This window comes from Enterobacter sp. 200527-13, from assembly GCF_027924865.1.
Classification (GTDB): Bacteria; Pseudomonadota; Gammaproteobacteria; order Enterobacterales; family Enterobacteriaceae; genus Enterobacter; species Enterobacter ludwigii.
The window spans coordinates 199,003-224,209 of sequence record NZ_BSCM01000004.1 but is presented as its reverse complement, the minus strand read 5'-3'; the positions used below and the strand labels follow the sequence as shown (position 1 = coordinate 224,209).

Sequence of the window (25,207 nt, the reverse complement as noted above, 5' to 3'; positions counted from 1 at the left end):
GTATGGCGATGCGTCTTAACGAAAATCTGGACGATAACGGCGAAATGCATGAAATCAACGTGACGCCGTTTATCGACGTCATGCTGGTTCTGCTGATTATTTTCATGGTGGCTGCGCCGCTGGCGACGGTCGACGTGAAGGTTAATCTGCCTGCCTCTTCCAGCCAGCCGCAGCCGCGTCCTGAGAAACCTGTCTATTTGTCGGTGAAAGCGGATAAATCGATGTTCCTCGGCAACGACCCGGTGACGGATCAGTCTGTTATCCCGGCGCTGGATCAGCTCACCGGCGGCAAGAAAGACACCACGGTCTTCTTCCGCGCGGATAAAACCGTCGATTACGAAACCATGATGAAGGTAATGGACACGCTGCATCAGGCGGGTTATCTCAAGATTGGGCTGGTCGGCGAAGAGAAAGCGGCCGCGAAATAACAAAGAAGCTGGCGAAAGCCGGCTTTTTTTATGCGTGTCGGGCGATCAGTTTTTTGTCTCAGTGGACGCAGGCGCGTGGGACGCCAGCGCGTCTTCATCAAGCGCAACGCAGGTGACGTTTGACGTGCGGTACTCGCCGTCAGACAGTTTGCGCGTCAGGCGCAGGGTGGCCACTTCTCTGGCGAGCAGATACTGATAATTGGCCTCCAGACGCCCGAGAAGCTTCTCTTTCAGCTCAGGCCGCTGTTCGATGAGGGTATTCATCACCGCGCCGTATATCTCTTCCTTCACCTGCAGAGGATAAATCTCGCGGCGATTATGCCATTTCAGGCGTACCAGCGTCGCCGGGATCGATACCAGGTCTTGCGTTATTCGCGTCATCTCGGCATTTTTTGTGTTTCGCAGTGCATCGAGATTTTGCTTTAAGATAAATTCATCACTTTTTTTGTTATCTAAAGCCAAATAAACGTCGTTATCTTTAATTTCTTTCACGTTACTCTTCCCCCAGGTTATAAAAAATAGGGTTATTGGTTTCACGCGTAATTAGATTAAGCCAAATTTCATTGCCGGCTTCGTTTATTTCTTTGGTTTTTTCCGCGATTATTTGACTTAGTTTCTGAGCATCTATTTCACCTTCGGCCTGCAGGTCATTCAGCAGGTGGACAAAGGCTTCTATTTTAACGGCGCGAAATAACCGGTCCTTTATATGACGGTCGTGCTCTTCCAGTAACATATTACGGGATTTACCGGTGCGAGAAACGCCTATTAATATGTCAGACTCGTAATCAGAGAGCTTTCTTTTCCCCTGAGTGAAATTAGCCTCTTTTTCTGCTTCCGTCGTTTGCTGTTCCACAGGCGCAATGTGGTACTTAGCCGGGACGAGGTAGTCGGGCAGCATTTTAATTTCCTTTAATTACAACAGGGTGGGGTTGGTAAAGGCGTGAGATTCGTTGACAATATCATGAGGCAATTTTAAAATCAAAAAAAATGGAGCCTACCCATGAACAGCATTTTTTTTACGGTCATCACATTACTATTACTGACCGCTGGTGTTCTTTTATTGATGCAGGAGTTCAATAAAACGCAAGTGTCGAAAGACGCCAGTGAACCTCCGCTACCTGAACTGATGACAAAAGAGGAAGGTGAAGACCATTTCTCCGTATTGATGAACTCGGTTACACCGGTTTGGTACTGGCGGGTGAACCATGAATATATCGACTTTTTGCACGCGACAATTAAGCGAATGAAAATGTCGGAAATTAATGACACGCCTGGGTTGTTTGAAGCGCAGCGCCGCTGCAGCGACCTGAATTCCGCGGTGTATAAATATTATGACAATATCAAAAAGCGTTGCCTTAACGGTGAGAAGGTCTCCTGTTCCGATCTGGACGTATTAAACCTGCGCCAGTGTTTTCGTGAGTTCAGCCTGGAGGCGTATCCGGAACTGGTGGTGCTGGTCTGGCCGGAGTATGCGCGCCCGGACGTCAATCCTGACAATGTCTGAACGTACAACGAGTGAGTTGTTGCAAACAGTCAGCGCCGTTGAGATATACTGGGCGCTGGTTTCGTTTGCAGACAGGACTTTATGGAACGCTTCTTTGAAAACGCGATGTACGCCTCTCGCTGGATACTGGCACCCGTCTATTTTGGCCTTTCGCTGGCGCTGATTGCGCTGACGATTAAGTTTTTCCAGGAAATCTTGCATGTTCTGCCGAACATCTTTTCCATTGCCGAAGCAGATTTGATTCTGGTTCTGCTCTCGCTGGTGGATATGACGCTGGTGGGCGGATTACTGGTGATGGTGATGTTCTCCGGCTATGAGAACTTTGTCTCTCAGCTCGATATCGACGAGCGCAAAGAGAAGCTCAACTGGCTGGGCAAAATGGATGCCTCGTCGCTGAAGAATAAAGTGGCCGCGTCGATTGTGGCGATCTCATCTATCCACCTGTTACGCGTATTCATGGACGCCAAGAATGTCCCGGACAACAAACTGATGTGGTATGTGATTATCCATCTGACGTTTGTGCTGTCTGCGTTCGTGATGGGGTATCTGGATAAGATCAGTAAGAAGTAATTTTCCCCCCCTCTTCCCAGGGGAGAGGGGGAGCGTGAGCGCGACAGACCGCGCTATTTATCCGACGATGCCTGCCACAAATTCAATTCCCCATCCGCAACATGCTGGTCAATCCTTTTCAGCTCATCGTCGCTAAAGCGCAGGTTATTCAGGGCCTGCACGTTCTCTTCGATCTGCTCCGGACGGCTCGCACCAATCAGCACGGACGTCACGCGTTCATCCTTCAGCAGCCAGCTCAGTGCCATTTGCGCCATCGTCTGACCACGGGCCTGTGCCATCTCATTCAGTAAACGCAGGCTGTTCAGGTTGGCTTCAGTCAGCATGTTTTCCGTCAGACCGCGCACCTTCTTGCCTTCACGCTGCATACGAGAATCTTCAGGAATACCGTTCAGGTATTTTCCGGTCAGCAGACCCTGCGCCAGCGGCGTAAACGCAATGCAACCCGCCCCGTTTTTCTCAAGCGTATCCAGCAGGCCGGTGTGATCGACCCAGCGGTTGAGCAGGTTGTAAGATGGCTGGTGGATAAGCAGCGGGATCTTCCACTCACGTAACAGGTCCGCCATTTTCTGGGTGCGCTCCGTGGAGTAGGAGGAGATACCGACATACAGCGCTTTACCGCTCTGCACAGCCTGGGCCAGCGCAGCGGCGGTCTCTTCCATCGGCGTATTTTCATCCACGCGGTGAGAATAGAAAATATCCACATACTCCAGCCCCATGCGCTTGAGGCTCTGATCGAGACTGGCGAGCAGGTATTTGCGCGACCCGCCCGACCCATACGGCCCCGGCCACATGTCATAGCCTGCTTTGGTTGAGATGATCAGTTCATCGCGATACGCGGCAAAATCTTCCCGCAGCAGACGACCCATGTTTTCTTCCGCGCTTCCCGCCGGCGGGCCGTAGTTGTTGGCAAGATCGAAATGGGTAATGCCGAGGTCGAAGGCTTTATGCAACAGCGCCCGCTGAGAGTCGAGAGGCTGTACGTGGCCGAAACTATGCCACAGACCAAGTGACAGCGCCGGCAGGCGCAGGCCGCTTTTTCCGCAGTAGCGGTACTGCATATTTTCGTAGCGGGCGGGGTAAGGGTGCCAGGACATGATGTCTCCTTTCTTGTCGATGAATTTTCGAAACAACGTTTTCATTCTGTGCTTATCAAATCACAAATCCTGTTGATAAGCGATGACATGCCTGATCACCCTGAATGATTAAAGCCCGGCAGCATCAGACTGACCGGGCGTTCACTCGTCAGAAGCTGTAGCTCATCCCCGCCTGCACGCTGGCATCGTTGTCCACGTCACCGGTGCCGACATACACCCCGGTATTGAGCGTGAAGTTATGCGCGATGGTTGCATTGATGCCTGCTCCGAAGATCCCCATCGTGTTGTTATGGCCGGAGGTGGTGTGGTAATCCGCCGCCTGAATATCAGTATCGTCGCTGAACTCTTTCTGGAAGCGTGCGTCGATCCACGGCATCATCTGCACGTTCTTGCTCAGATCGCGAAGCGTTGTGGTGAGTCTCAACCCGACCCCACTGTTCCAGGAAGAGACCTGACTGTCGGCGAAGGTCACTTCACTGTCGGAGAAGCCGTTTGCTTTGGTTTGATCCCAGCCTAAGGTGGCGTAAGGTTGCAGCAGGGTTTCACCTGGCAGCAACACGTTCACACCGGTACGCGCCTGCGCCATATACAGGGTGCCATCCGTCGAACCGTGCAGTGCCTCGGTCATGCCGCTGGTATTCCCCGTCACGTTATTCGCAGACAGGGTGTACCGCATATCGCCATAGCTGAAGCTACCGTCGGCAAACATACCCCATGTTCTGCCGTTAAGCGCCTGCTGCCAGCCACCGTACAGGCTGTAGTAATTACCGTAGACGCTGTCATTAAAGCTATCAGCGCCGTCATGGGTATCCTGCACGCGGCTGCGTGTCCATGCCAGTGCAATACCGCCAGTGAAGCTATCACCGTTGTCCAGATGCGCCGTCCAGTCCACGCCACCCTGAGCGCCCTGGGTGATGCTCTTATAGTCAACATCATTGCTGAAATTGCCATTCTGATAGAGGAAATCACCCCAGACCTGCGCACCTTCCTCCTGCTTGCCGAGCAGGTTAGCCAGATGCACCTGATTCATATGGTTGCTGATATCATCAGCCACCTGATGTCCGGCCTGCTCGGCAGCGTCCAGACCGGCAACAAGGCCCTGAACGTCGCTCGCGAGGCTGCCCTTCTGGCTGTTAAATTCGATATTCCACGACTGCGTATTATCGGCGGTAAGGCGTGTCTGCGGCGCGGTATCTGCGGCCACAATATTCAGACTGTTGTCATAGTTATAAGCGCCGCTACGGTTTTCAACATTCTGTTGGCCATTTGTGAAGGTGGCCGCCGCATAATTTTGCGGGGTGCTGGTGCCTGAAGTGGTGAACGTACCCAGAATCACGTTCTGCTGATTTTGTGCCGAGGGAGTAATGCTGTTGACGACAACGGCGTTATTAACCCCGGTGATATTGCCGAAATCAACAAAGCTGTCGGTGCTCATATTTACCATCGCATTACTGCCGGTGGTAGTAGCGACAAGCGTTGAGCCATTTTGCAAACTCCAGCTGGTGGCATCGTTAATTTTATCAATGGCGATGCTGTTATTGCTGGTCGTGTTCACCGTCTCGAACTGACTAATTTCACCAGAAACAGAACTGCCGGCATCCATTGACAGCGTGTCGCTACCGTCACCGCCATCAACATTGCCGTTAACATGAGAATTATTGGTCAGCACGACCGTATCATCGCCCGCACCGGTTGTAATATCACCATTTACGGTGGCATTGTTTTGCAGCGTGATGGTGGTATTGCCGCTGTTTTGACCGGTATTTACCGCACCATTAATGGTGCTGTTATCCACCAGAACAGAATTCGCTGAACTGCCGTTCAAGGTAATATTGCCATTCACGACGCTCTTATTAGTAAACGTAAGTGATGTCGACCCCTTTTCATTAATAACGCCAATATCGCCAGTGACGGTACTGTTATTCAGGGCCAGGGAATCGGCCTGGGTGCCGTACATAGCGATGGCAAGATCGCCCACGCCATCCAGGTTGATGTCACTGAACGGCTTATACTCGCTGAGTTTTTCGGCCAGGTCGCCCATGTTCTGCGCGATTTCACTCTGCGAGGCATCGACGGTGGCTCCGGTCAGCGTAATGCGGGTATCCGATTGATCGCTCCCTGCATAAATACCGCCCTTATCCATTGTACTGTTACTGAGGGTAATATCCTGTTCGCCAGCGCCGGCGCTTACAATGCTGCCGTGCAGCGCGCTCCCGTTCTCAATATTGACGGTGTGGTAGCCTTTATCCAGTGGATCGAGATAAATCGCTGAGCCCATCATATAGGCTTTATCACGCTGGTAATTGCCTGTGCTGTTTTCACCGTTCAGCGTCGCGCCATCAACCGTCACGGTGGTATTGGTGGTCGCTCCTCCGCTACCGACTTCAATCATATCGGCCGTAGCGCCGTTATTCAGGGTGATATTCGCGGTACCGCCGTTGCTTCCCTGGATATAGTGGCCTGACATATCCGTTCCGGATACCGTTAATGACTGCGTGTCGCCATCCCCTCGATGACCATCCATGAAAATATTATTCGCCGTGGCGTCGGCCATAACCGCATTTGTCACACCGGGATTTTGATAAAAGCTGTCATCGGTATATTTCGTTAATCCACAGGTTTGCGTCGTCACGCCATCCTCACACGGTGTCGCTGCCGTCATTGCTGCCTGGGTACCGAAAGAGGTTAAAGCCATTAAGACACACTGCGAAAGCAATGTGCGGTTCATAAATTTACGCATCTGAAACTCCGTTAATAAAAAATCGTCGACATCCTTGTAAAGGAATTTATTTAATTTAAGGAATTTCTCATAAGTAAAGGATGTAATGAAATTTAAAAGATAAGGAGTAAGTTATTGGGGTATTTAAATCATGAAATCTGATAATAAGGTGTTAATATATTTGTGTCATAAATAGAACTGAATAGTTACCCTGCAAATTAAGCGGGTTTTCGCGAAAGGGTAGCGCTATTGATTGACGCAACCTGTTGATGATGTACTCCTCAGGAGGTATGGCCGTTAATTTAATGCGCTGCAGTTTTACATTTATTTATCCACTGACAAAGTAAAACACATTCTTAGCAGGGTAATTTTCCCCTTCGAAAGTGTCTCTTTTTTCTGAATGAACGCAGGAGCAGTAAAAATTTTAATAAAAATAATGCGTGAAAGGTGATGAATTTGCTCATTCCTGCCGATAACGAGGGTAAGACTCGCCTCTGGGCGAATTCACCCTCACGGCAAGGAAGACTTATGAATATGTTGCGTAATTTCACGATCCGTTTCGTCATGCTGACGATTCTAGGGATCTTTTGTTTAATGTGGGCGGGCGTGGGGCTTTACAGCACCTGGTCTCTGTCACGGGTATCAGAGGGCAATGAGGTGGATCGCCAGCTGGTCAAACAGATGACCATACTCAGTCAGGGTAACGATCAGTATTTTCGCTTTGTGACCCGGTTGAGTCGCGCGATGGAAGTGAAAGCCGCGGGTGGCACACCGGACCTGGCCCCTGCCCAGCAGGCGCTGGACAATATGGGGAAGAAACTGGCTGAGATGAAGGCAATCTCACCAGGACCGATGGATGAGCAAGTTTCAGCTCAGGTGATCGGTAGCTGGCAGGCTTTGCTTGAGCAGGGCGTAACGCCGCAAATGCAGCAGGCGAAGCAGTCCTCTCTGGAGGGCTACCGTCAGCAGGCGAATAACATCACCCCTCCGCTGAGTCGTGCGTTTGGTGCTGCTGCGGAGAACTTTAACAACGCGGCCGCCCGGGCACTCGACAGCACCCGAGTGGTCGTGGACAGCCTGACCAGCATGACCCGCACGGTGATTATCACCGCCACGATTATTGGCCTGTTAATCCTGCTCTTCACCGACCGTTACCTGGTGGCGATGCTGGTAAAACCGCTGGCTCGCATTCGCCAGCAGTTCCGCCAGATTGCCCAGGGCGATCTCAGTCAACCGATTGAACCGTTCGGCCGCAACTGCGTGGGTCAACTGGTTCCTCTGCTGAGCGCGATGCAGGATAGCCTGCGAGAAGCGGTGAGCTCTATTCGCTCCGGCAGCGAGAATATCTGGCGCGGCGCGACGGAGATCTCCAGCGGTAATAACGATCTCTCGTCCCGTACCGAAGAGCAGGCCGCCGCACTGGAAGAGACGGCGGCCAGCATGGAACAGCTGACCGCCACCGTGAAGCTGAATGCGGAAAGCGCGCGTCAGGCCAGCCAGCTGGCGGATGTGGCGTCAACAACGGCCAGCCGCGGCGGCTCGCTGGTGGAAGAGGTGGTGACCACCATGAGCGGTATTTCTGAGAGCTCGAAGAAGATTGCTGAAATCACCAATGTGATCAACAGCATTGCCTTCCAGACCAATATCCTGGCGCTCAACGCTGCCGTGGAAGCGGCGCGCGCGGGCGAGCAGGGACGTGGGTTTGCCGTCGTGGCCGGCGAAGTGCGTAACCTGGCAAGCCGCAGCGCCAACGCGGCAAAAGAAATTGAGGGATTGATTACCGATTCCGTTTCACGCGTTGAGCAGGGCGCAAAGCTGGTGGGCGACACGGGCACCACCATGGATGCCATTTTGCGTGATGTGACGGAAGTGACGACCATCATGAAGCAAATCGCGTCTGCGTCTGAGGAGCAAAGTAAGGGGATTTCGCAGGTGGGTATTGCTATCACGCAAATGGATGGCGTGACACAGCAAAACGCCTCGCTTGTGGAAGAGGTCTCGGCAGCGGCCTCCGCGCTTGAACGTCAGACCGAAGAGCTCCAGCGGTCGGTGCAGAAATTCCGCCTCTCGGCTTAATCACTGTTAAAAGGCCGCCGTGTGCGGCCTTTTTTTCGGTTAAATGCAGGCGAGCCAAACGGAGCGCCGCCTGCCGCTTATCAGTGGGTGGCTTCACCAATCAGTGCGCCAGAGCCGGCACCGACGGCGGCCCCTTTCAGTACGCTGTTGCCTGTTACCGCTGCAGCACCTGCGCCCACCACGGCACCCACCGCGCCGCCTTTACGCGCAGCTTTACCTTTGTCGCCGTTTTTGAACATCGCACCGGTACCCGCGCCAACGACCGCACCGCCTACCGTGGATTTCAAATCTTTGCCCGTGGCTGCGCCAATTGCCGCACCGGCCACTGCACCGGCGGCGGTTTTATCTATCGCCATACCAGAAGTGGAAAAGATCAGGGTGCTGATAATCAGCGCTGTTTTCATCAATTTCATAACAAATCCTTTGTGACTGCTGTCGGTTGAGTCTGCTTTTCTCGTCATCTGACCTGAGAAAAACGTCCGCATAGTGCCAGTAATATCGGCTCAACCCTTAAGCAAATCATGCCCCTGGCAGGGATCCCTGTTGCCGGGCGGTGGTCCGCCCGGCAGAGCATTACGCCTGACGCTTGTCTTCCGTATGGGTCTCGAAGTCGCTCGCCGCGTGGCGTTCGTGGAGCTGCTCGTTGAGCTCGCCGCTGGTGCGGTTAACGATACGCCCGCGCTTCACGGCAGGGCGGTGTGCCACATCTTTCGCCCAGCGCTGAACGTTGGTGTACTTCTCAGCGTCGAGGAACTCGGCGGCGTTATACACGCTACCCAGCGCCACGCAGCCGAACCACGGCCAGACCGCCATATCGGCGATGGTGTACTCTTCACCGGCCACGTAGCGGCTACGCGCCAGCTGTTTATCCAGCACGTCGAACAGGCGTTTGGCTTCCATCGTGAAGCGGTCAATCGCGTACTCAATCTTCACCGGTGCGTAGTTATAGAAGTGGCCGAAACCGCCGCCGAGGAACGGGGCCGCGCCCTGCAGCCAGAACAGCCAGTTCAGGGTTTCCGTACGTCCCGCCGGATCTTTTGGCAGGAAATGGCCGAACTTCTCTGCCAGATAGAGCAGGATGCTGCCGGATTCAAATACGCGCGTGGGCGGTGTCGTGGAGTGGTCACGCAGCGCCGGAATTTTCGAGTTCGGGTTCACTTCAACAAAGCCGCTGGAGAACTGGTCGCCTTCACCAATGCGAATCAACCATGCATCGTACTCGGCACCCGTCACGCCAAGCGCCAGAAGCTCTTCCAGCATGATGGTCACTTTCTGCCCGTTTGGTGTGCCCAGAGAATAGAGCTGCAGCGGATGCGAGCCCACGGGTAACTCTTTCTCATGCGTCGCACCGGAGATAGGACGGTTAATATTGGCGAACGCGCCGCCGCCGTTCTTTTTCCATTCCCACACTTTGGGTGGCTGATAGGTATTTTCGTCTGACATGTTGGCCTGCCTTTTTTGTGATGTGTTGAGGGAGTGTAGCAGGAGTTCATGGGAGGGTTTAGCGAACTGAGCGCAATACATTTTCCCTTCGCGCCACACTACACAGACAGCGGAACGGGTGTATGATAAATCCCACCTCTGTCAGGTTAATTACAACGTGCAGACGACGACAACCCTTTCAACATTGCCGCCTGCCCGTTTTAGGTTGGATACATGCGTAAAGGAAAGTTAAGCAGTGACGCGCCATTCGGGACGTTATTAGGTTATGCGCCGGGTGGCGTGGCGATTTACTCTTCAAACTACGGCAGTCTCGATCCGCGTCGTTATCCGGAAGACGCGGATTTTCGCAGCTATATTGGCAATGAATACATGGGCCACAAGTGGCAGTGTGTTGAGTTTGCCCGCCGTTTTCTGTTTCTCAATTATGGATGTGTTTTCACCGACGTCGGTATGGCGTGGGAGATCTTCTCTCTGCGCTTTTTGCGCCAGGTCGTGAACGATAACATCCTGCCGCTTCAGGCCTTTGCCAATGGGTCGAAACGCGCGCCGCAGGCCGGGGCATTGCTTATCTGGCAAAAGGGCGGGGAGTTTCATGAGACCGGCCACGTTGCCGTGATCACGCAACTGTTGGACGATAAGGTGCGCATTGCCGAGCAGAACGTTATTCACTCCCCGCTCCCGCTCGGGCAGCAGTGGACGCGCGAGCTGCGAATGACCGTTGAGAACGGTACTTACACGCTGCATGACACCTTTAACGATACCGAAATTCTCGGCTGGATGATCCAGACGGACGACACGGAGCACAGCATCCCGCAGCCGGAACTCGACGGTGAACTGCTGAAAATCAGCGGTGCGCGGCTGAAGAATAAACGTCAGTTTGACGGGAAATGGCTCAACGAAAACGACGCCCTGCAGCAGGCGTATGTGCGCGCAAACGGCCACTTTATCAATAAAGATCCCTGCCAGTATTTTACCATCACCGAAAGTGCCGAGCAGGAGCTGATCAAAGCGACCAATGAACTGCACCTGATGTACCTGCACGCGACCGACAAAGTGCTGAAAGACGATAACTTACTGGCGCTTTTTGACATCCCTAAAATCCTCTGGCCGCGTCTGCGCCTCTCATGGCAGTGGCGTCGTCATCATATGATCACTGGTCGTATGGATTTCTGTATGGATGAGCGTGGCATCAAGGTTTACGAGTACAACGCCGATTCCGCCTCCTGCCACACGGAAGGGGGATTAATCCTCGAAGAGTGGGTGAAGAACGGTTACCGCGGTAACGGCCACAATCCGGCGGAAGGTTTGCTGGAAGAACTTACCGGCGCGTGGAAGCACAGCCATGCGCGTCCGTTCGTGCACATCATGCAGGACAATGACGTCGAAGAGGATTATCACGCGCTCTTTATTCAGCGCTCTCTGCTGCAGGCCGGGTTTGAAACCAAAATTCTGCATGGACTTAACGCTCTCAGTTGGGATGCAGCCGGGCAACTGATTGACGATGAAGGCCGTCACGTTAACTGCGTGTGGAAAACCTGGGCGTGGGAGACGGCGATAGAGCAGATCCGCGAGGTGAGCGAAACCGAATACGCCGCCGTGCCGATCCGCACCGGGCATCCGGCAGGTGACGTACGGCTGATTGACGTCCTGCTGCGTCCGGAAGTGCTGGTGTTCGAACCGCTGTGGACGGTTATTCCCGGCAACAAGGCGATCCTCCCGGTGCTCTGGCAGCTGTTCCCGAATCACCGTTATCTGCTCGATACCGATTTCGAGGTTAACGACCTGCTGAAACAGACCGGTTACGCCATCAAACCGATTGCCGGACGCTGCGGCAGCAATATCGATCTGATTAGCGCCGGGGATGAAGTGCTGGACAAGTCGAGCGGCAAGTTTGTCGATCGCAAAAATATCTACCAGCAGCTGTGGTGCCTGCCGAAGGTGGATGGCAAGCATATCCAGGTCTGTACGTTTACCGTGGGCGGTAACTACGGCGGCACCTGTCTGCGCGGGGATGATTCGCTGGTGGTGAAGAAAGAGAGCGACATCGAACCGTTGATTGTGGTGAAAGACAAGTAAGCTGTTCCGGCTGTCAACACACACCCGCAAGTGTTCCTTGCGGGTGTTTTTCGTTTTCTGGCGGCTCAGGGATGCTCGTCGTGCTGCTGACTTATCTTCAGGTCAATGATGCGGCCGATCTGGTCATGATAGACCGTCAGCAAATTGTACTGACTCATCTCTGAAATGATTTGCGGGGGGACGTTAAAGCTTCTCGCCAGCTCATCGTGACGCCAGGCATCGGGACGCCGCCGCCTTACCTGAGCGCGACGGCGATTGTACTGATACCACAGAATGAGCAACCAGCCGTTTAGCGCGGCGATCAGCAAATAGATCAGCACCGTATTAAACGAGGCAATAATAATGCCCCAGCGGTAGTTGCTCTCCTCGGTTACCTGCATCCACAGATTGGCATAGAGGAAAAACAGAAAACCTCCCCATGCCAGCAGCGTCAGCACCGCATCAAAAAGACGGGGCAATAGCCGATGTTCAGTCAGAATTAGCGTATTTTCGTTCATTGAATGCTTCCTTTTCCCCGGTCCGGACTGATCCAGCGCGCACGTGCACGCTGACGTTTAAGCATGACTTTTGGAAAGGCGACGAGGGTGGTGAACAGACCAATCATCCAGTACACCATCGGGAACCAGATCACCCAGAAAAGTGAACTCGCCACGTTTCTTTCATAGCGCCGCTCGATATACAAACTGACGAGGAATTGCATCAGACACATGACCCCCAGAAGCAACCCGGTAAATTCAGGAGGAAACAGACTCTCGACGGTCAGGTTTGTGGGTAACGTAATGATATGGCTGACAATGAACAGCAACACGGTTACCGCATAGGCGAATGCCCACAGCGTTGACAACGCGTACTCTAAAAACAGCGGCCACATGCGATGATGTTCCCAGCGCACGATCTTGCGAAGGTTAACCAGAAAGACCTCTGCACCGCCCTGCGCCCAGCGTAAACGCTGTTTCCACAGACCTTTTAACGTCTCTGGCATCAGGATCCAGCACAGCGCCCGCGGCTCAAAAAAGATATCCCAGTGTCGAAGCTGAAGCTTCCAGCTGATGTCGATATCTTCGGTGATCATATCCGGGCTCCAGTACCCCACATCTGCCAGCGCCTGCCGGCGAAAGGCCGCAATAACCCCGGAGACGGTAAAGACCCTGCCGTAGATCCGCTGCGTCCGTTTGATGAGACCAATAATCGATGAGAACTCGCCTACCTGAATACGGCCAATCAGCGTTGATCGTGTGCGAATACGCGGATTCCCGGTGACGGCCCCGACGTGGGGATACTTAATCAGCGGCTCTACCAGATAGGCTGCGGTATCACGATCGAGCAGGGCATCGCCATCAATACAGACCAGCAGATCGCCGCGCGCCGCCGCCGCACCGGCCTTAAGCGCCACCGCCTTACCCTGGTTTTCTGCGAGGTGAATGACGCGCAGGCGCGGCTGTTCCTGCGCCAGCTGCTGCAGCACCTCTGCGGTGTTGTCAGAAGAACCATCGTTGATCGCGATAACTTCGATATGGGGGTAGCGCTGATCCAGCGCGGCACTAATGGTCTCCCGGGCATTTCTTTCCTCGTTGAAACACGGGATCAGGATTGAAATTAACGGATCGCCGTCTAACGTCGGAGCAGGCGTCTGCTTATCCCATGACCAGTGCCGTTCAAGCTGAAACCAGAAATAGAGTCCCCCGGTTATCCAGAGCACGGACATGAACAGTGGCCAGAAGAAGACAAAATCCAGAATCAGTTCTCCGGTAAAGAGGGCAGCCACGCCCAGAGGCAACCCGAATACCAGGCATAAAATAGAGAATGCGATAATGCGATCAGTCATTGTCAGGGTACCAGTACGAAGAGAATTCAGGCCTGATGCGTGAAATATCAGGTTGGTTGTTGATGAAATCGTCGGGGTAGTAACCATAATTTTTGATGCCGTTCAGCTGGAGTACGCGCATCCACTGGGCCAGACGCGTGTCGGGCACGGCACGTTGAGGTTTCTGCTCCCAGTCCCGGGCCTGTAGCTCGAAAATGGTTTTATTGAGTGCACCGGGCCGTGCGGCAACGGCGGCGATCAACCGCGTGAGCCAGGCATCGCTTTCCTCGGCCGGAACGGATTCCATCAGCGGCATAGCCATCGGAACCGTCCAGTCGTAGGTCATCAGAAAATCATCCAGATTTTGTGCAAACCACGCTTCGCTCTCGGGCTGCAGGATGGGCAGGGCGAACATATTCCGCGCAGTTTTAATCTGCGGGCCGCGTATGTTTTTCACCGCCTGGCTAAGGCTGCGGGTAAAGCCGATGAGCGTCTGACTTTTAAAGCGACTCCAGGCATGAAGGGCGGCCGGATCGTGTTGCATCGCGGCGATGCTGCGGTTATTCCAGGCGCGCAGGGCATCCGGGCCGGCATCTTCAAAGTCTGTCAGCACCGCATCGTCGTGAAATAAGATCCCATTGAAGCTGGCGTAGCGGGCAAGATCTTCATAGATTTCCGTGACCTGCTGACGAACCTCGGGGTTCCACGGGGAGAGGCGGATGTAGGGGTCGGTAGCCTCGTGCAATTGGCCCGTTTGACGATCCCAGCGCTGTACCCGCGGGAGTGCGGGTGAGAGATCGAAAGAGAGCACCGGCATCCACGCATAGACTTTTACGCCTGCACGGGTTTGCAGCTGCCAGGCGACAAAATTAAACAGATCGGCGCGCACCGGAAGCCGGCTGTTAGGGAAGTAGAGCGCTTTGATCGTGCCATCGCCCAGTGGATCGGAAAACGCCTGCAGGAAAACATGACTGATTTTCATGTCGTAAACCCGCTGGACAAGTTTGTTGATGTTGTTGGTTTGCTGGGCCGGATCGGGATCGTAAACATAATCGAGATCGACATGCATGACGCGCACGGGATCGGCCTCCTGAATCTGGCTGACCGTGCTGGCAAAGGATTTGAGCGAGGGATTTCCGGAAATCAAAAGACGCGGAATATTGCCGAGATCGCGCACATCCGCCAGCCCATCCTCAAGGGTAAAAGCCAACTGATAACCCTGCTTTCTGGCGATGGCGAGCGATGTGCCGTTCGCGGCGCCATAGGGCCAGACCCAGGCGCGGGGCGCTTTTCCTGTCACCCGGGTAATTTTGTCGGTAACTTTGCGCACGTCATCAGCGATCCGCTGGTTGAACTGCCGATCGGTTTCATAACGCCCCGTCGCTTTATCGTAAAAGCGGTTGGCGATGGCGGGTTCACGGCTTCCCTGTGGGTTAGCCGGTATGCCGTAATGCGAAGCCCAGGTATGCGAGCCAATCTCAACCAGCGGAGACTGGCTTAGCTCCCGCACCATATCCCAGGTTGCAAAGCGCTCGCGGGGCGTCATCAGTCCGCCGAAATTGACCTGCTGATTCGCTGGTGTATCTACCCAACTGCCCACCGGAGCCCACAGCGCAGGGACGTTCCAGGCCTGAAGAAGTGGCCAGACGCGGGTGTAGAAACTGCTGTAGCCATCATCAAAACTGAGTAAATAGGCTCTGGGCGGCAGCGTTTTTTTGCCCTCATGCGCATCCAGAATATCCTGCACGCTAATGGCGTGATAACCGTGATGCACAAGCCAGCCGATCTGCTCGTTTAGGGCGCTGGTACGAACGGACAGGTAGCGCTGATCGGCTGCATCATCTTCAACGTCATGGTAGGCCAGAACCAGAAAATGGTTTTTTGGCCAGGGTTTACTCGCTTCAGGCTGTGGCCGTTCCTGGGGGGACATAAACGAGAGGGCCTGAGCGCAAACGCTCGCGCTGAGGCATAACCAGCCGATAATTATCAGGCTCACAGAAAAACGTTTGTTCAGCATATTCATCCTTAAAAGCGTAAATTCGCATCAAACGTGACGGAGAGATTGCTTTCTCGTTTACCGTCGAAAGGGCGCTTGTCCCAGTTCAGCATCACGCCGCTATCAATGACGTTGTTCCATTGAATGCGCTGCCCGTAACCCAGCAGGGCGATGGCGCCAGCGGGCTGATTTTTCTGCCAGTATTCCCCGCCGCCGAGAACGACCTGCTGGCTCCAGAGCGTGTCGTAATGGCGGTACATCTGATGATCGACGGACAGGGCTGCCGTTACGGACAGATCCCGCTCCGGGTTGTAATAGAGCGTGTCCCGCAGGGTGTTAGTACTCGCTGATATACCCGGTTCGAGATCCAGCGTCAGGGTGGGTGTCTGCCACAGCCGCTCTTTACCCGTAAGGGCGAACTCCTGGCGGCGGTTATGGTCGGAAAAGTGGCTGGCAGAGGCGTTAAACTGGTACTCACGGCGTTCGTTTTGATACCAGCGGACCCAGCCTTCTCCCCGGTTTGCGCTGACGCCATTACGCAGTGCCCGTAAAGGCGTCGTGCGTGAAAGACGTTCGAGGTTTCCACCCACCTGCCAGCTATCGTTCAGGCTGTACGCCGCCGAGAGGCGAGCACCGGGCTTGTTTGCACCGTGATAATGGTTACCGGAGAGTTCTGCTTCGACCAGAAGGTCGCGAGGCCGCCATTCGATGCCGGCAAACAGGTGGCGGCTGCTGCCTTTGCCTTCGTCGAAATTGCCCTGCGCAAATCGGGTTCCACCAAACAGCCGCCAGTTATCCGCGACGGGCGGACCGTAGAGCGTTGCATCCCAGCTCAGATCGTGTGTGCCGCTGACGGGGTTATCAGAGTGCAGTCCTTTGCCCGCGTTCAGACGCAGTTCGGACAGATGATGGACGTCTCTGAGCCTGTCCAGACGTCGGGCGCTCCCGTCGACAGGCGCGCGGGCGATAACGTCATCGGCCAGTAAATCCATCTGTCGCCACTCTTGCAGATCCATTGCGACGTAGGCCTGCTGCCGTTCCAGCTCGATATTGGATGGCTCCAGCGTCTCGGCCATTTTGAGCTTTTGCTCCGCCGCCCGCGGCAGACCCCGCGCCTGAAGTAAGGTGGCGTAATCAATCTGTAATCCCTGATTTCCCGGCGCTGACGCAGCCAGACGTTGCGCCAGCTTTTCGGCTTGCGGAAGGGCATTGGTCATCAGCAAATAGTTAAAGGTGAGCGACTGCCCGATGAGCCATTGATCGTTGGGTTGCGGGGTTGGCGAACCGAAATCGTAGCGGGTCCAGGGCGTGTTACGGGTTATCTTCTCAACATACTGGCGAGCGGCCTGATACTGCCCGGTATCCAGCCAGGCGTAGAAAAGCGCATGATCGTCGTCCTGCGGATCCGGCGCATAGTCTGGATAACGTTTGAGAAGCGAGAGGGCGGCATCGGCATTTTTCTCCTCCAGATACGCGGAGATAACCCAGCCAATTGCCCAGGTCGGCACGGGATGCTGAGCCGACGTTAACGCCTGATATTCCCTGATGACCTGTGGATAATCACCGTGGGCGTGAAGCGCGCCAAGCCGATCGACACGGGCCCGGATAACGTCCTCCGCTGCCTGAGGTTCGTTTTGCCAGCGGGACAGCAGTTCGTCATAGCGGTTCAGCGCCGCTTGCGCGAGCTGCAAACGCTCTGTTTCAGTACGGGCAGGCACATCGGCAAGGCGTACCATTTCAGCGGCGGCGTTGAGTGCCAGACGGCGGCGTTGCGCGGGGGGCAGCGTCACCGTTTGTGAAAGCCGCAGGGCAGGCGTGTCGGCCCGGTTGTCTGTTAACGCATCAATCAACTCAGTACGAAGGGCGTCATCCGCTGGCGCACTATTCAACGCGCGGATGTCTGCCAAAAGCCGCTCCTGGTTTTTTCCCTGGCGTGAATAGACATAAGAGAGCGTCTGAAGGTGAGCCAGAGAGGGCTTTTCCGCCACCCGTTGCCGGGCTTCCTGCAGAGCCAGTGTATCCATGCGGGCGTCGGCGAGGGTTTTGATGTAGCCGATGCGATAATCGTCGTTATCCGGTGCAAGGTTACACGCCTCCTTCCAGAGCATTAACGCAGGTTGCCACGCCTTTTGGTTTCGCCTTGCCTGAGCAGCAGCAGCCACGCCACGGGCAGGAAGAGCCATATAGACCTTGTAACGCAGCCAGACCTGAATAACGTCGTCATCACGACCCGCCCAGGACGCCACCTGCAACCAGTCCGCAACCTGCTCAGGCGTCAGGGCATGTTGCTGCTGATAACGCTGAAGATATTGCAGAAAAGGTGCGTAATTACCGTTACGCGCCTGCTGAATCTGTTGTTCATATACTGATTCTGCTGCCTGAACCAGAAAGGGGAAAAGTAATAACAGAAACAATAAAGCGGGAGTGCGGTAAAAGAATAACGTATTGAAGCGAAGTGATCTTTCCATATCTATTTGCCATTTGTTTATCATAAATCCATTGCATAACACGGCCGCCTTTAAGCACGGGGTTAAAGGCCATAAATGAGAACGTTTAATCTGAATGCAGTTACGTTATGGGGTACTTACTTAAAGGTAATTATGGGTCCTTATGGTCAGGGCTAAGTGGCTGGTAATGTACACCCGATATGTTGGCAGATAAATATGTTGAAAAGCAGGGTGGTTGTTTTGAGATAATTCTGTAATGAGCTGTCATAAACGATTATTTTGAAATGAGTTTATATTTGTAACTTTATGATTTGGTTGGCTTTTATTTATATTGTGACAAATTTGTTTATATTTTTAATGCGCCTTATTGGTGTGAATTAAAGTACTTTCCGGTGCATGTTTGGGAAGTTTCATGACAAAAATTCTTAATATCCATAAAAGTGACTTTTCTGAGATTGTTTTTTACTTATAATTAATGGCAGCCATTGAATGATAGTCTATGGGAAGACGTATCAATGAATGTGCGAATTGAGGGTCAATCAAAGCCAGAATACATTTATCGTTAATATAAAAGCGCTATAAAACGAAGGCGGACTTCTTTCCGAAGGGTCGTTCTTGCTTTAATCTAAAAGGGATGGTTAGTGGCAACTTCAATAGTGTTAGTGACACAGGATCGCTACCTTGTCAGGGGGATGAGGATATTTTTTCCGGATATAATCCTGCTGGACTCCATTGACAGAAAGATATTTGATAACGGCGCAGATGAATATTCTGTATTGATTGATAGCCGTGCACCGCTGCGTTTATATGATTACCTGATACGCCATCCGGCCAGAACGAAAAAAACAATCTGCTGCGTTATGCTAGATATGCGGCATCGCGAGGAGAACCTGCTCAGCATGAAGTTGTTTATGAACACGTCGCTCACGGCACCCGATATGGCGTCGTTATTCAACCTGGTGCTCAACATGAAGGGCAAACGTCTGACAACAAAGTGGCTGCTGAACTTACGGCCGAGCACGCATGAAGCCATTATGCTGCGGTTGCTCAGGGCTGGCATGGCGATGGAAGAGGTGGCACAGGAACTGAATACGTCGATTAAAAGCCTCTACCGTAAACGGACCGCGCTCTCAGAACGGCTGGGGGCAGAGAACTTCAACGAGGCTTGTTTGTTTATCTTTAAAAATAAACTGCTGGATTCGGATGGGAACGATCCCTAGCTTTGCTTTACCCCAAAAGCAAAAACCCGCCACGAGGGCGGGTTTTCTGAAGAGTGGTGCCCGGACTCGGAATCGAACCAAGGACACGGGGATTTTCAATCCCCTGCTCTACCGACTGAGCTATCCGGGCAACGGGGCGCATTAAACCTGATATGCCCTCTGCCGTCAACGAAATTTGTTGTTTTCGTAACGGACTGCACACTCTCTCACCAGTTCGCCGTAAACTTAAGCAAAAAAGTGCGTCCAGAGCGCGGATAGCGGCATTGCAATCAACAACGCGGGCAGCATATTCACCACTGCAAACATCTTTATTCCGCATATCCGCAGCCCTGTCGCCAGCAGCAGCAGGCCACCGACGGCGGTGAAGTCGGCCATCATTGCCGGCGTGGTGAGAGGAAGGATCAGTGTGGCGCAGGTAGCGAGGGCCAGCTGGATAAGCAGCATGGGCACGCAAATCGCGGCGACGGCGATGCCGAGGGTCGTGGCGAAAATGGTGGCCGTGAAGAAATCAAGAAACGCCTTCGCAATCAATATGCTGGGGTCGCCAGTCATGCCTTCCTGCATTGAACCGAAAATGCCTGTGCCGCTGGCGCAAAAAAGAATAATTATCGCGACGTAGTTCTGAATAAACGACTCGTGAGTGCCGTTTTTCGCCTTGCCCGGGTGGGCAATCAGGTTTTTGGCTTTGCTGACCGCACTGTTAATACCCTTTTCCAGATAGCAGAACTCGCCAATGAGCGCGCCGAGCAGGGTAGCAAGCACCATCACCGGCAGGTTGGCGCACTTAATCACCAGCAAAATGCCGATACCTAACGAGGCCAGGCCGAATATTGAGGGCATGGAAGAGCGAATACGCTCCGGCAACCGCTGACTTAATACGGCGCCAAGTACGCCGCCCAGCAATACGGCACCGGCATTGATAAAGGGTCCGATAACCACCGTGAACTCCTGTTAGTTAATCATGGGTATTGCAGGATTATGACACGCCAGGGGCCTGTTAAGCTTAGGTTTAGGCGGGTTAACGCATACTGATTGCTTCTTGCACCTCAAAATAAAAGGTGACATGATTGCGCGAAATTTCTCCTTCCTGTGTACGGAGCCGCCAATGATGATGTTGTCTGTCGCTGCGCGAACGCTCACCCGTATCGATATTATCTACTCCTGTCTCACCGTTCGGTGAGGGTAACTGCACTTATGAAAACCATGAAAATCGCCGTCAGCCGCGAGCTGGTCTCTACTGTGTCTACGCACCGCGAAAAGGTGACGCTGGATAACACTGATTTTACGGATGTGGCGGCAGTCGTCATTACCCCCGTGGAAAGTTGCAGCGGCATTCTGGCATTGCTTAAACGCACGGGCTTTCAGCTTCCGGTGTTTATTTACTCGCAAGAGCCGTCTGACGTTCCTGATGGCGCAACGGCAGTGATATCAGGTAAAGCTCAGGAGTTTCTGGAACTGGAGACGGCGGCCAGCCGGTATGAAGAGAATCTGTTGCCGCCATTTTTTGACACCCTGAGCCAGTACGTGGCGATGGGCAACAGTACTTTTGCCTGTCCGGGACACCAGCACGGTGCATTTTTTAAAAAACACCCTGCGGGACGGCAGTTCTATGAATTCTTCGGTGAGAACGTATTTCGCGCCGATATGTGCAATGCCGATGTGAAACTGGGCGATCTGCTGATCCACGAAGGCTCCGCCAAGCATGCCCAGAAGTTCGCAGCAAAAGTCTTTAATGCTGATAAAACCTACTTTGTGCTGAACGGCACCTCCGCTGCAAATAAGGTGGTCACCAATGCGCTGCTGACCCGCGGCGACCTGGTGCTGTTCGATCGCAACAACCATAAGTCCAACCACCACGGTGCGCTGATCCAGGCGGGCGCCACGCCGGTTTATCTTGAAGCGGCGCGTAACCCGTTTGGTTTTATTGGCGGGATTGACGCGCAGTGCTTTGACGACGCGTACCTGCGAAATCAGATCCGTGAAGTTGCGCCGGAAAAGGCCATGGAGAAACGCCCGTTTCGTCTGGCGATCATTCAGCTTGGCACCTACGATGGCACGATCTACAACGCCCGTCAGGTGATCGACAAGATCGGCCATCTTTGTGACTACATCCTGTTTGATTCGGCCTGGGTGGGCTACGAGCAGTTTATTCCGATGATGGCGGAAACCTCTCCGCTGTTACTGGATCTGAACGAGAACGATCCGGGCATTTTCGTGACGCAGTCGGTGCATAAACAGCAGGCCGGGTTCTCGCAGACTTCGCAGATCCATAAAAAGGATAATCACATTCGCGGCCAGGCGCGTTTCTGTCCGCACAAGCGCCTCAACAATGCGTTCATGCTCCATGCCTCGACCAGTCCGTTCTATCCGCTGTTCGCGGCTCTCGATGTGAACGCGAAAATCCATGAAGGGGAGAGCGGGCGCCGGCTTTGGGCGGAGTGTGTTGAGCTGGGCATTGAGGCCCGCAAGGCGATCATTGCCAACTGCCATATGATCAAACCGTTTATTCCGCCGATGGTGGCCGGGCGTCCGTGGCAGGATCATCCCACTCACGCCATCGCCAGCGAGCGCCGCTTCTTCAGCTTTGAGCCGGGGGCTAAATGGCACGGGTTTGAAGGCTATGCCAGCGAGCAGTATTTCGTCGATCCGTGCAAGCTGCTGCTGACCACGCCGGGTATTGATGCGGAAACCGGGGAATATACCGAGTTCGGCATTCCGGCGACCATTCTTGCGCACTACCTGCGTGAAAACGGCATTGTGCCGGAGAAGTGCGATCTCAACTCGATCCTCTTCCTGCTGACGCCTGCCGAAAGCAGTGAGAAGCTGGCGCAGCTGGTGGCGATGCTGGGTCAGTTTGAACAGCATATTGAAGACGATACGCCGCTTGCTGACGTCCTGCCGACCATCTACCAGAAATACCCGGTACGGTATCGCGATTACACCCTTCGCCAGCTCTGCCAGGAGATGCACGATCTCTACGTGAGCTTTGACGTGAAAGATCTGCAGAAGGCAATGTTCCGTAAAGAGAGTTTGCCAGAACGGGCGATGAATCCGCAGGATGCGAATCAGGCGTATATTCGCGGGAACGTGGAGTTGGTGCGCATCCGTGATGCCGGCGGACGCATTGCCGCCGAGGGCGCGCTGCCCTATCCCCCTGGCGTACTGTGCGTGGTGCCGGGTGAAATCTGGGGTGGGGCGGTACAGCGTTACTTCCTGGCGCTGGAGGAGGGCATCAACCTGCTGCCAGGTTTCTCGCCGGAACTGCAGGGCGTTTACAGCGAAAAGGATCCCGACGGGATTAAGCGACTGTACGGGTATGTATTGTCATAGTCGCCGTCATCCGTAATACTGGCCCTCTCCCCTAAAGAGAGGGTCAGGGCTCACACCGCACTTCTCTTATACATCCTCCGCGGATGCCCAATCTTCCCGTACAACATCTCTACGCTCAGAAACCCCGCCTCCACGCAGTGCTCCAGATAGCGTCGGGTGGTGGTTTTACTTAATCCTGTCTCCTGCACGACTTCGTCGACGGAAAAACAGTGTGTCGCCTTGTCGTTAAACAACGCCTGCACCCGTGCCAGCGTATTCTCCTCAATGCCTTTGCTGCCGTTATCCAGACGGTAGTTTTTCGCCTGCAGCTGGTAGAGCGAGTCGACGTTCTGCTGGTCGACAATCTTCCAGACTCGCTGTTGTTCGGCAAACTGCACAAAGCGTTCAAGCGACTGGCTGAGGCGTTTCCAGGAGACCGGCTTCAGGATGTAATCAAAGGCGCCATTCCGGATGGCCTGGCTGCAGGTGTCCATGTCGCTGGCAGCAGTAATGAAAATCACCGAACAGTTGGCGCGGGTGAGCATGGGGTCATTGATCAGTGTGATCCCTTTACCGTCCGGCAGATAGTTATCCAGCAGCATAAGCTGCGGCTGCTTGCTTTCAAGCTGGACCTGGGCGGCAGCGAGAGACGAGGCGATCCCTACCAGCCTCAGGCGCGGATGTTTACCGATAAGTTCCGCGTGCAGTTGCGCCAGTTCGTTCTCGTCTTCAACAATCAATACGTCGATAAGTTCATGTTGCATAGTCGGTATCTTCCAGTTGCTGGGCGGGACGCCGGGCGGGAATAAACAGTGAGAAAATGGCGCCGCGCGGGGTGTTATCGGCAATTTCTATCGCGCCGCCAGCCTGCGTAACATAGCTTTCGATCAGATACAGGCCAATCCCGTGATCGCCGCGTGTTTTGGTGGTGATGCCGCGTTCAAATATCCTGTCACGGATCTCCGGTTTGATGCCAACGCCCTGGTCGGCCACTTCGATAATCAGCTCCTGCTCGCTCAGTTTGATCAGCACTTCGACCGGTGCATGGGGGAGCGGTGAGCGCTGCGTTGCTTCGATGGCGTTATCCAGCAGGTTGCCGATGATTGAGATCAGCTCTTCTTCAGCCAGCGACGGGAACGGCCTGTCCAGCCGGCAGGCCGGATCAAAACTGAGCTCGACCCCTTTCTCCCGCGCGCGGGCGGCTTTACCCAGCAGCAGGCCACACAGGGTCGGGGAGCTGAAGCGGGAAGAGATAAAGTCCAGCAGCTCCTGAGCGTGTTCCGACTGCGCCTGAATATAGCCAATCGCCTCTTCATAGCGGCCCATGTGCAGCAGGCCGGACAGAGTGGTCATGCGGTTCAACTGCTCATGACGCATGATGCGCAGGTTATCGACATAGCGTTTAACCTGGCTGAGCTGGGCGCTAAGCGAGTCAATTTCATTCCGATCGCGGAAGGTGATCACCCAGCCCTGCAGCGAATCCTCAAGCATGATGCGCACCCGGCTGGCAATCACCGTGAGGGTGTTAAAACGGCAAATTTCATCATGGGTATCTTTTGCCAGCATCGTCTGCGTCGAGAAGAACGGGACAGGGTCGATAACCTGGCTAATCAGCTGCCCGCGCAGTTCACGGGCTGGCTGGCTCAGGCCAAGCAGCTTGCGCGCCGCCTGGTTGATCACCTCAATGCGCAGCTCATCATCAATGGCGATCACCCCTTCATAGATAGACTCCATCATCGCCTTTTGCTGGCGCACCAGCAGGCCGATTTCCCGTGGCTCCAGGGAGAAGATCTGCTTCTTAATACTGCGGGTAAAGAACCAGGAGAAGATAAAGAGCGCAATCAACAGCAGCACGGCGGCCAGCAGGATATTGACCACTTTGCTGACGGTAATGGTATCAAGGTAGCTGGTGAGATAACCCACCGAGACAATCCCCACCACTTGCCCCGCATCGTTGAAGATGGGCGCTTTGCTGCGCAGCGAAATACCCAACCCCCCTTTGCGGATGGTGGTGGTGCTTTTTCCCTGCAGGACCTCCTCATTGTCTCCACCGATAAGCGTCTTGCCCACTCTGTCGGCAAAGACCGAATGAAAAAGATGCAGACCTTTATTATCTCCAATCACAATAAAGCTGGCATCACTGTGAGCGGCAATTTTCTGCATAAAATCATGGATGGCTTTGATATCTTTTTGTTCAACCTCATCACGTAATGAGGGAATAAGTGCGATCTCTTCCGCCTGTATTTTGGCACGTGCACTCATTTCCTGATAAAGCTGCTTGCCGACATCGACGTAATAATATCCGCCCAGTAACGCAAAAAGTACTGAGAAAAAGGCGACCAGCGAAATAAACAGCTTAATCTGAAACGATACTTTCATAACTATCACGCGAGGTAGCAGCAAAGATTGCCAATATATCATCTTTTTTCGCGCCGATGCCCGGTTTGCCGAAAACTTGTGATCCCTTGCACAGCAGGCCCTGTAAAAGAATTTTCCGAATAGCCTATGCGCCTGAAGCCGT

The 25,207-nt window shown here is 53.8% G+C and carries 20 protein-coding genes and 1 tRNA gene; 7 read left to right on the top strand and 14 right to left on the bottom strand.

What is annotated here, in order from left to right; genetic code table 11:
- Positions 1–2: 2 nt before the first annotated feature.
- Positions 3–428 (top strand): TonB system transport protein ExbD, encoded by a 426-nt coding sequence (exbD, locus tag QMG44_RS15840; RefSeq protein ID WP_014171610.1) that lies wholly within the window; start codon positions 3–5, stop codon positions 426–428.
- Between the two features lie 45 nt (positions 429–473).
- On the opposite strand, the gene QMG44_RS15835 is transcribed toward exbD, so the two are convergent.
- Both QMG44_RS15835 and QMG44_RS15830 read right to left on the bottom strand, forming a co-directional pair.
- Positions 474–920, bottom strand: coding sequence for a cytoplasmic protein (locus QMG44_RS15835; protein ID WP_086532115.1), 447 nt, complete (start codon positions 918–920; stop codon positions 474–476).
- Position 921: 1 nt separating this feature from the next.
- Positions 922–1,326: a hypothetical protein gene (locus tag QMG44_RS15830; protein WP_020883662.1), complete on the bottom strand. Its 405-nt coding sequence runs from the start codon at positions 1,324–1,326 to the stop codon at positions 922–924.
- 102 nt (positions 1,327–1,428) lie between these two features.
- Between QMG44_RS15830 and QMG44_RS15825 the strand changes: the two genes are divergently transcribed.
- Both QMG44_RS15825 and QMG44_RS15820 read left to right on the top strand, forming a co-directional pair.
- Entirely contained in the window at positions 1,429–1,932 is a 504-nt protein-coding gene (locus tag QMG44_RS15825; protein WP_020883663.1) for an ESA_00282 family adhesion-associated protein, read from the top strand.
- An 81-nt stretch (positions 1,933–2,013) separates the two neighbouring features.
- Positions 2,014–2,502, top strand: a complete 489-nt coding sequence (locus QMG44_RS15820) for a TIGR00645 family protein (protein ID WP_014171606.1) — start codon at positions 2,014–2,016, stop codon at positions 2,500–2,502.
- Positions 2,503–2,555: 53 nt separating this feature from the next.
- Here QMG44_RS15820 and QMG44_RS15815 read toward each other — a convergent pair whose 3' ends face one another.
- Together QMG44_RS15815 and QMG44_RS15810 are read right to left on the bottom strand one after the other, a co-directional pair.
- Entirely contained in the window at positions 2,556–3,596 is a 1,041-nt protein-coding gene (locus tag QMG44_RS15815) for an aldo/keto reductase (protein ID WP_032680300.1), read from the bottom strand.
- A gap of 148 nt (positions 3,597–3,744) precedes the next feature.
- Complete coding sequence (locus QMG44_RS15810) at positions 3,745–6,336, bottom strand: autotransporter outer membrane beta-barrel domain-containing protein (RefSeq protein ID WP_086532117.1); 2,592 nt, start codon at positions 6,334–6,336, stop codon at positions 3,745–3,747.
- Between the two features lie 507 nt (positions 6,337–6,843).
- Here QMG44_RS15810 and QMG44_RS15805 point away from each other — a divergent pair.
- Entirely contained in the window at positions 6,844–8,391 is a 1,548-nt protein-coding gene (locus QMG44_RS15805) for a methyl-accepting chemotaxis protein (RefSeq protein WP_032678967.1), read from the top strand.
- 80 nt (positions 8,392–8,471) lie between these two features.
- Here QMG44_RS15805 and QMG44_RS15800 read toward each other — a convergent pair whose 3' ends face one another.
- Both QMG44_RS15800 and yghU read right to left on the bottom strand, forming a co-directional pair.
- A complete protein-coding gene (locus QMG44_RS15800) occupies positions 8,472–8,804 on the bottom strand; it encodes a glycine zipper domain-containing protein (protein ID WP_020883667.1) in 333 nt (110 codons plus the stop codon).
- Between the two features lie 160 nt (positions 8,805–8,964).
- Entirely contained in the window at positions 8,965–9,834 is an 870-nt protein-coding gene (gene yghU / locus QMG44_RS15795; RefSeq protein WP_032678965.1) for a glutathione-dependent disulfide-bond oxidoreductase, read from the bottom strand.
- Positions 9,835–10,047: 213 nt separating this feature from the next.
- Here yghU and gss point away from each other — a divergent pair, with 213 nt between their 5' ends.
- Positions 10,048–11,910: a bifunctional glutathionylspermidine amidase/synthase gene (gss, locus tag QMG44_RS15790; protein ID WP_014171600.1), complete on the top strand. Its 1,863-nt coding sequence runs from the start codon at positions 10,048–10,050 to the stop codon at positions 11,908–11,910.
- A gap of 65 nt (positions 11,911–11,975) precedes the next feature.
- Here gss and pgaD read toward each other — a convergent pair whose 3' ends face one another.
- Genes pgaD through pgaA form a run of 4 tightly spaced genes read right to left on the bottom strand, consistent with a single transcriptional unit; the run spans position 11,976 to position 18,178 of the window.
- Positions 11,976–12,407: a poly-beta-1,6-N-acetyl-D-glucosamine biosynthesis protein PgaD gene (gene pgaD, locus QMG44_RS15785; protein ID WP_014171599.1), complete on the bottom strand. Its 432-nt coding sequence runs from the start codon at positions 12,405–12,407 to the stop codon at positions 11,976–11,978.
- A complete protein-coding gene (gene pgaC, locus QMG44_RS15780; protein WP_032678962.1) occupies positions 12,404–13,735 on the bottom strand; it encodes a poly-beta-1,6-N-acetyl-D-glucosamine synthase in 1,332 nt (443 codons plus the stop codon). Before pgaC ends, pgaD begins: the two co-directional genes overlap by 4 nt.
- Complete coding sequence (gene pgaB / locus QMG44_RS15775) at positions 13,728–15,731, bottom strand: poly-beta-1,6-N-acetyl-D-glucosamine N-deacetylase PgaB (RefSeq protein WP_040018839.1); 2,004 nt, start codon at positions 15,729–15,731, stop codon at positions 13,728–13,730. The genes pgaC and pgaB overlap by 8 nt, the downstream gene beginning before the upstream one ends.
- An 8-nt stretch (positions 15,732–15,739) precedes the next feature.
- Positions 15,740–18,178 carry a poly-beta-1,6 N-acetyl-D-glucosamine export porin PgaA gene (gene pgaA / locus QMG44_RS15770; RefSeq protein WP_086532118.1) on the bottom strand — a complete coding sequence of 813 codons (2,439 nt, stop codon included), beginning with the start codon at positions 18,176–18,178 and terminating at the stop codon, positions 15,740–15,742.
- Positions 18,179–18,849: 671 nt separating this feature from the next.
- Here pgaA and QMG44_RS15765 point away from each other — a divergent pair.
- A complete protein-coding gene (locus QMG44_RS15765; RefSeq protein WP_281853207.1) occupies positions 18,850–19,377 on the top strand; it encodes a LuxR family transcriptional regulator in 528 nt (175 codons plus the stop codon).
- Positions 19,378–19,431: 54 nt separating this feature from the next.
- Here the strand turns inward: QMG44_RS15765 and QMG44_RS15760 are convergent.
- A tRNA-Phe gene (locus QMG44_RS15760) sits at positions 19,432–19,507 on the bottom strand.
- A gap of 95 nt (positions 19,508–19,602) precedes the next feature.
- Positions 19,603–20,316 (bottom strand): DUF554 domain-containing protein, encoded by a 714-nt coding sequence (locus tag QMG44_RS15755; RefSeq protein ID WP_014171594.1) that lies wholly within the window; start codon positions 20,314–20,316, stop codon positions 19,603–19,605.
- Between the two features lie 255 nt (positions 20,317–20,571).
- On the opposite strand from QMG44_RS15755, the gene QMG44_RS15750 reads away from it, so the two are divergent.
- Entirely contained in the window at positions 20,572–22,707 is a 2,136-nt protein-coding gene (locus QMG44_RS15750) for an ornithine decarboxylase (RefSeq protein ID WP_086532119.1), read from the top strand.
- Positions 22,708–22,757: 50 nt separating this feature from the next.
- Here QMG44_RS15750 and QMG44_RS15745 read toward each other — a convergent pair whose 3' ends face one another.
- Together QMG44_RS15745 and QMG44_RS15740 are read right to left on the bottom strand one after the other, a co-directional pair.
- Entirely contained in the window at positions 22,758–23,450 is a 693-nt protein-coding gene (locus QMG44_RS15745; RefSeq protein WP_014171591.1) for a response regulator, read from the bottom strand.
- The gene (locus QMG44_RS15740; RefSeq protein ID WP_025203246.1) at positions 23,440–25,065 is read right to left on the bottom strand and encodes a sensor histidine kinase; all 1,626 of its coding nucleotides are present in this window, start codon (positions 25,063–25,065) and stop codon (positions 23,440–23,442) included. Before QMG44_RS15740 ends, QMG44_RS15745 begins: the two co-directional genes overlap by 11 nt.
- Positions 25,066–25,207: the final 142 nt, after the last annotated feature.

What these genes read in the sequence shown, in the direction of transcription:
- exbD (WP_014171610.1), top strand. Translation starts at nt 3, where the DNA reads ATGGCGATGCGTCTTAACGAAAATCTGGACGATAACGGCGAAATGCAT.
- QMG44_RS15830 (WP_020883662.1), bottom strand. Translation starts at nt 1,326, where the DNA reads ATGCTGCCCGACTACCTCGTCCCGGCTAAGTACCACATTGCGCCTGTG.
- QMG44_RS15825 (WP_020883663.1), top strand. Translation starts at nt 1,429, where the DNA reads ATGAACAGCATTTTTTTTACGGTCATCACATTACTATTACTGACCGCT.
- QMG44_RS15820 (WP_014171606.1), top strand. Translation starts at nt 2,014, where the DNA reads ATGGAACGCTTCTTTGAAAACGCGATGTACGCCTCTCGCTGGATACTG.
- QMG44_RS15815 (WP_032680300.1), bottom strand. Translation starts at nt 3,596, where the DNA reads ATGTCCTGGCACCCTTACCCCGCCCGCTACGAAAATATGCAGTACCGC.
- QMG44_RS15810 (WP_086532117.1), bottom strand. Translation starts at nt 6,336, where the DNA reads ATGCGTAAATTTATGAACCGCACATTGCTTTCGCAGTGTGTCTTAATG.
- QMG44_RS15805 (WP_032678967.1), top strand. Translation starts at nt 6,844, where the DNA reads ATGAATATGTTGCGTAATTTCACGATCCGTTTCGTCATGCTGACGATT.
- QMG44_RS15800 (WP_020883667.1), bottom strand. Translation starts at nt 8,804, where the DNA reads ATGAAATTGATGAAAACAGCGCTGATTATCAGCACCCTGATCTTTTCC.
- yghU (WP_032678965.1), bottom strand. Translation starts at nt 9,834, where the DNA reads ATGTCAGACGAAAATACCTATCAGCCACCCAAAGTGTGGGAATGGAAA.
- gss (WP_014171600.1), top strand. Translation starts at nt 10,048, where the DNA reads ATGCGTAAAGGAAAGTTAAGCAGTGACGCGCCATTCGGGACGTTATTA.
- pgaD (WP_014171599.1), bottom strand. Translation starts at nt 12,407, where the DNA reads ATGAACGAAAATACGCTAATTCTGACTGAACATCGGCTATTGCCCCGT.
- pgaC (WP_032678962.1), bottom strand. Translation starts at nt 13,735, where the DNA reads ATGACTGATCGCATTATCGCATTCTCTATTTTATGCCTGGTATTCGGG.
- pgaB (WP_040018839.1), bottom strand. Translation starts at nt 15,731, where the DNA reads ATGCTGAACAAACGTTTTTCTGTGAGCCTGATAATTATCGGCTGGTTA.
- pgaA (WP_086532118.1), bottom strand. Translation starts at nt 18,178, where the DNA reads ATGGAAAGATCACTTCGCTTCAATACGTTATTCTTTTACCGCACTCCC.
- QMG44_RS15765 (WP_281853207.1), top strand. Translation starts at nt 18,850, where the DNA reads ATGAGGATATTTTTTCCGGATATAATCCTGCTGGACTCCATTGACAGA.
- QMG44_RS15750 (WP_086532119.1), top strand. Translation starts at nt 20,572, where the DNA reads ATGAAAACCATGAAAATCGCCGTCAGCCGCGAGCTGGTCTCTACTGTG.
- QMG44_RS15745 (WP_014171591.1), bottom strand. Translation starts at nt 23,450, where the DNA reads ATGCAACATGAACTTATCGACGTATTGATTGTTGAAGACGAGAACGAA.
- QMG44_RS15740 (WP_025203246.1), bottom strand. Translation starts at nt 25,065, where the DNA reads ATGAAAGTATCGTTTCAGATTAAGCTGTTTATTTCGCTGGTCGCCTTT.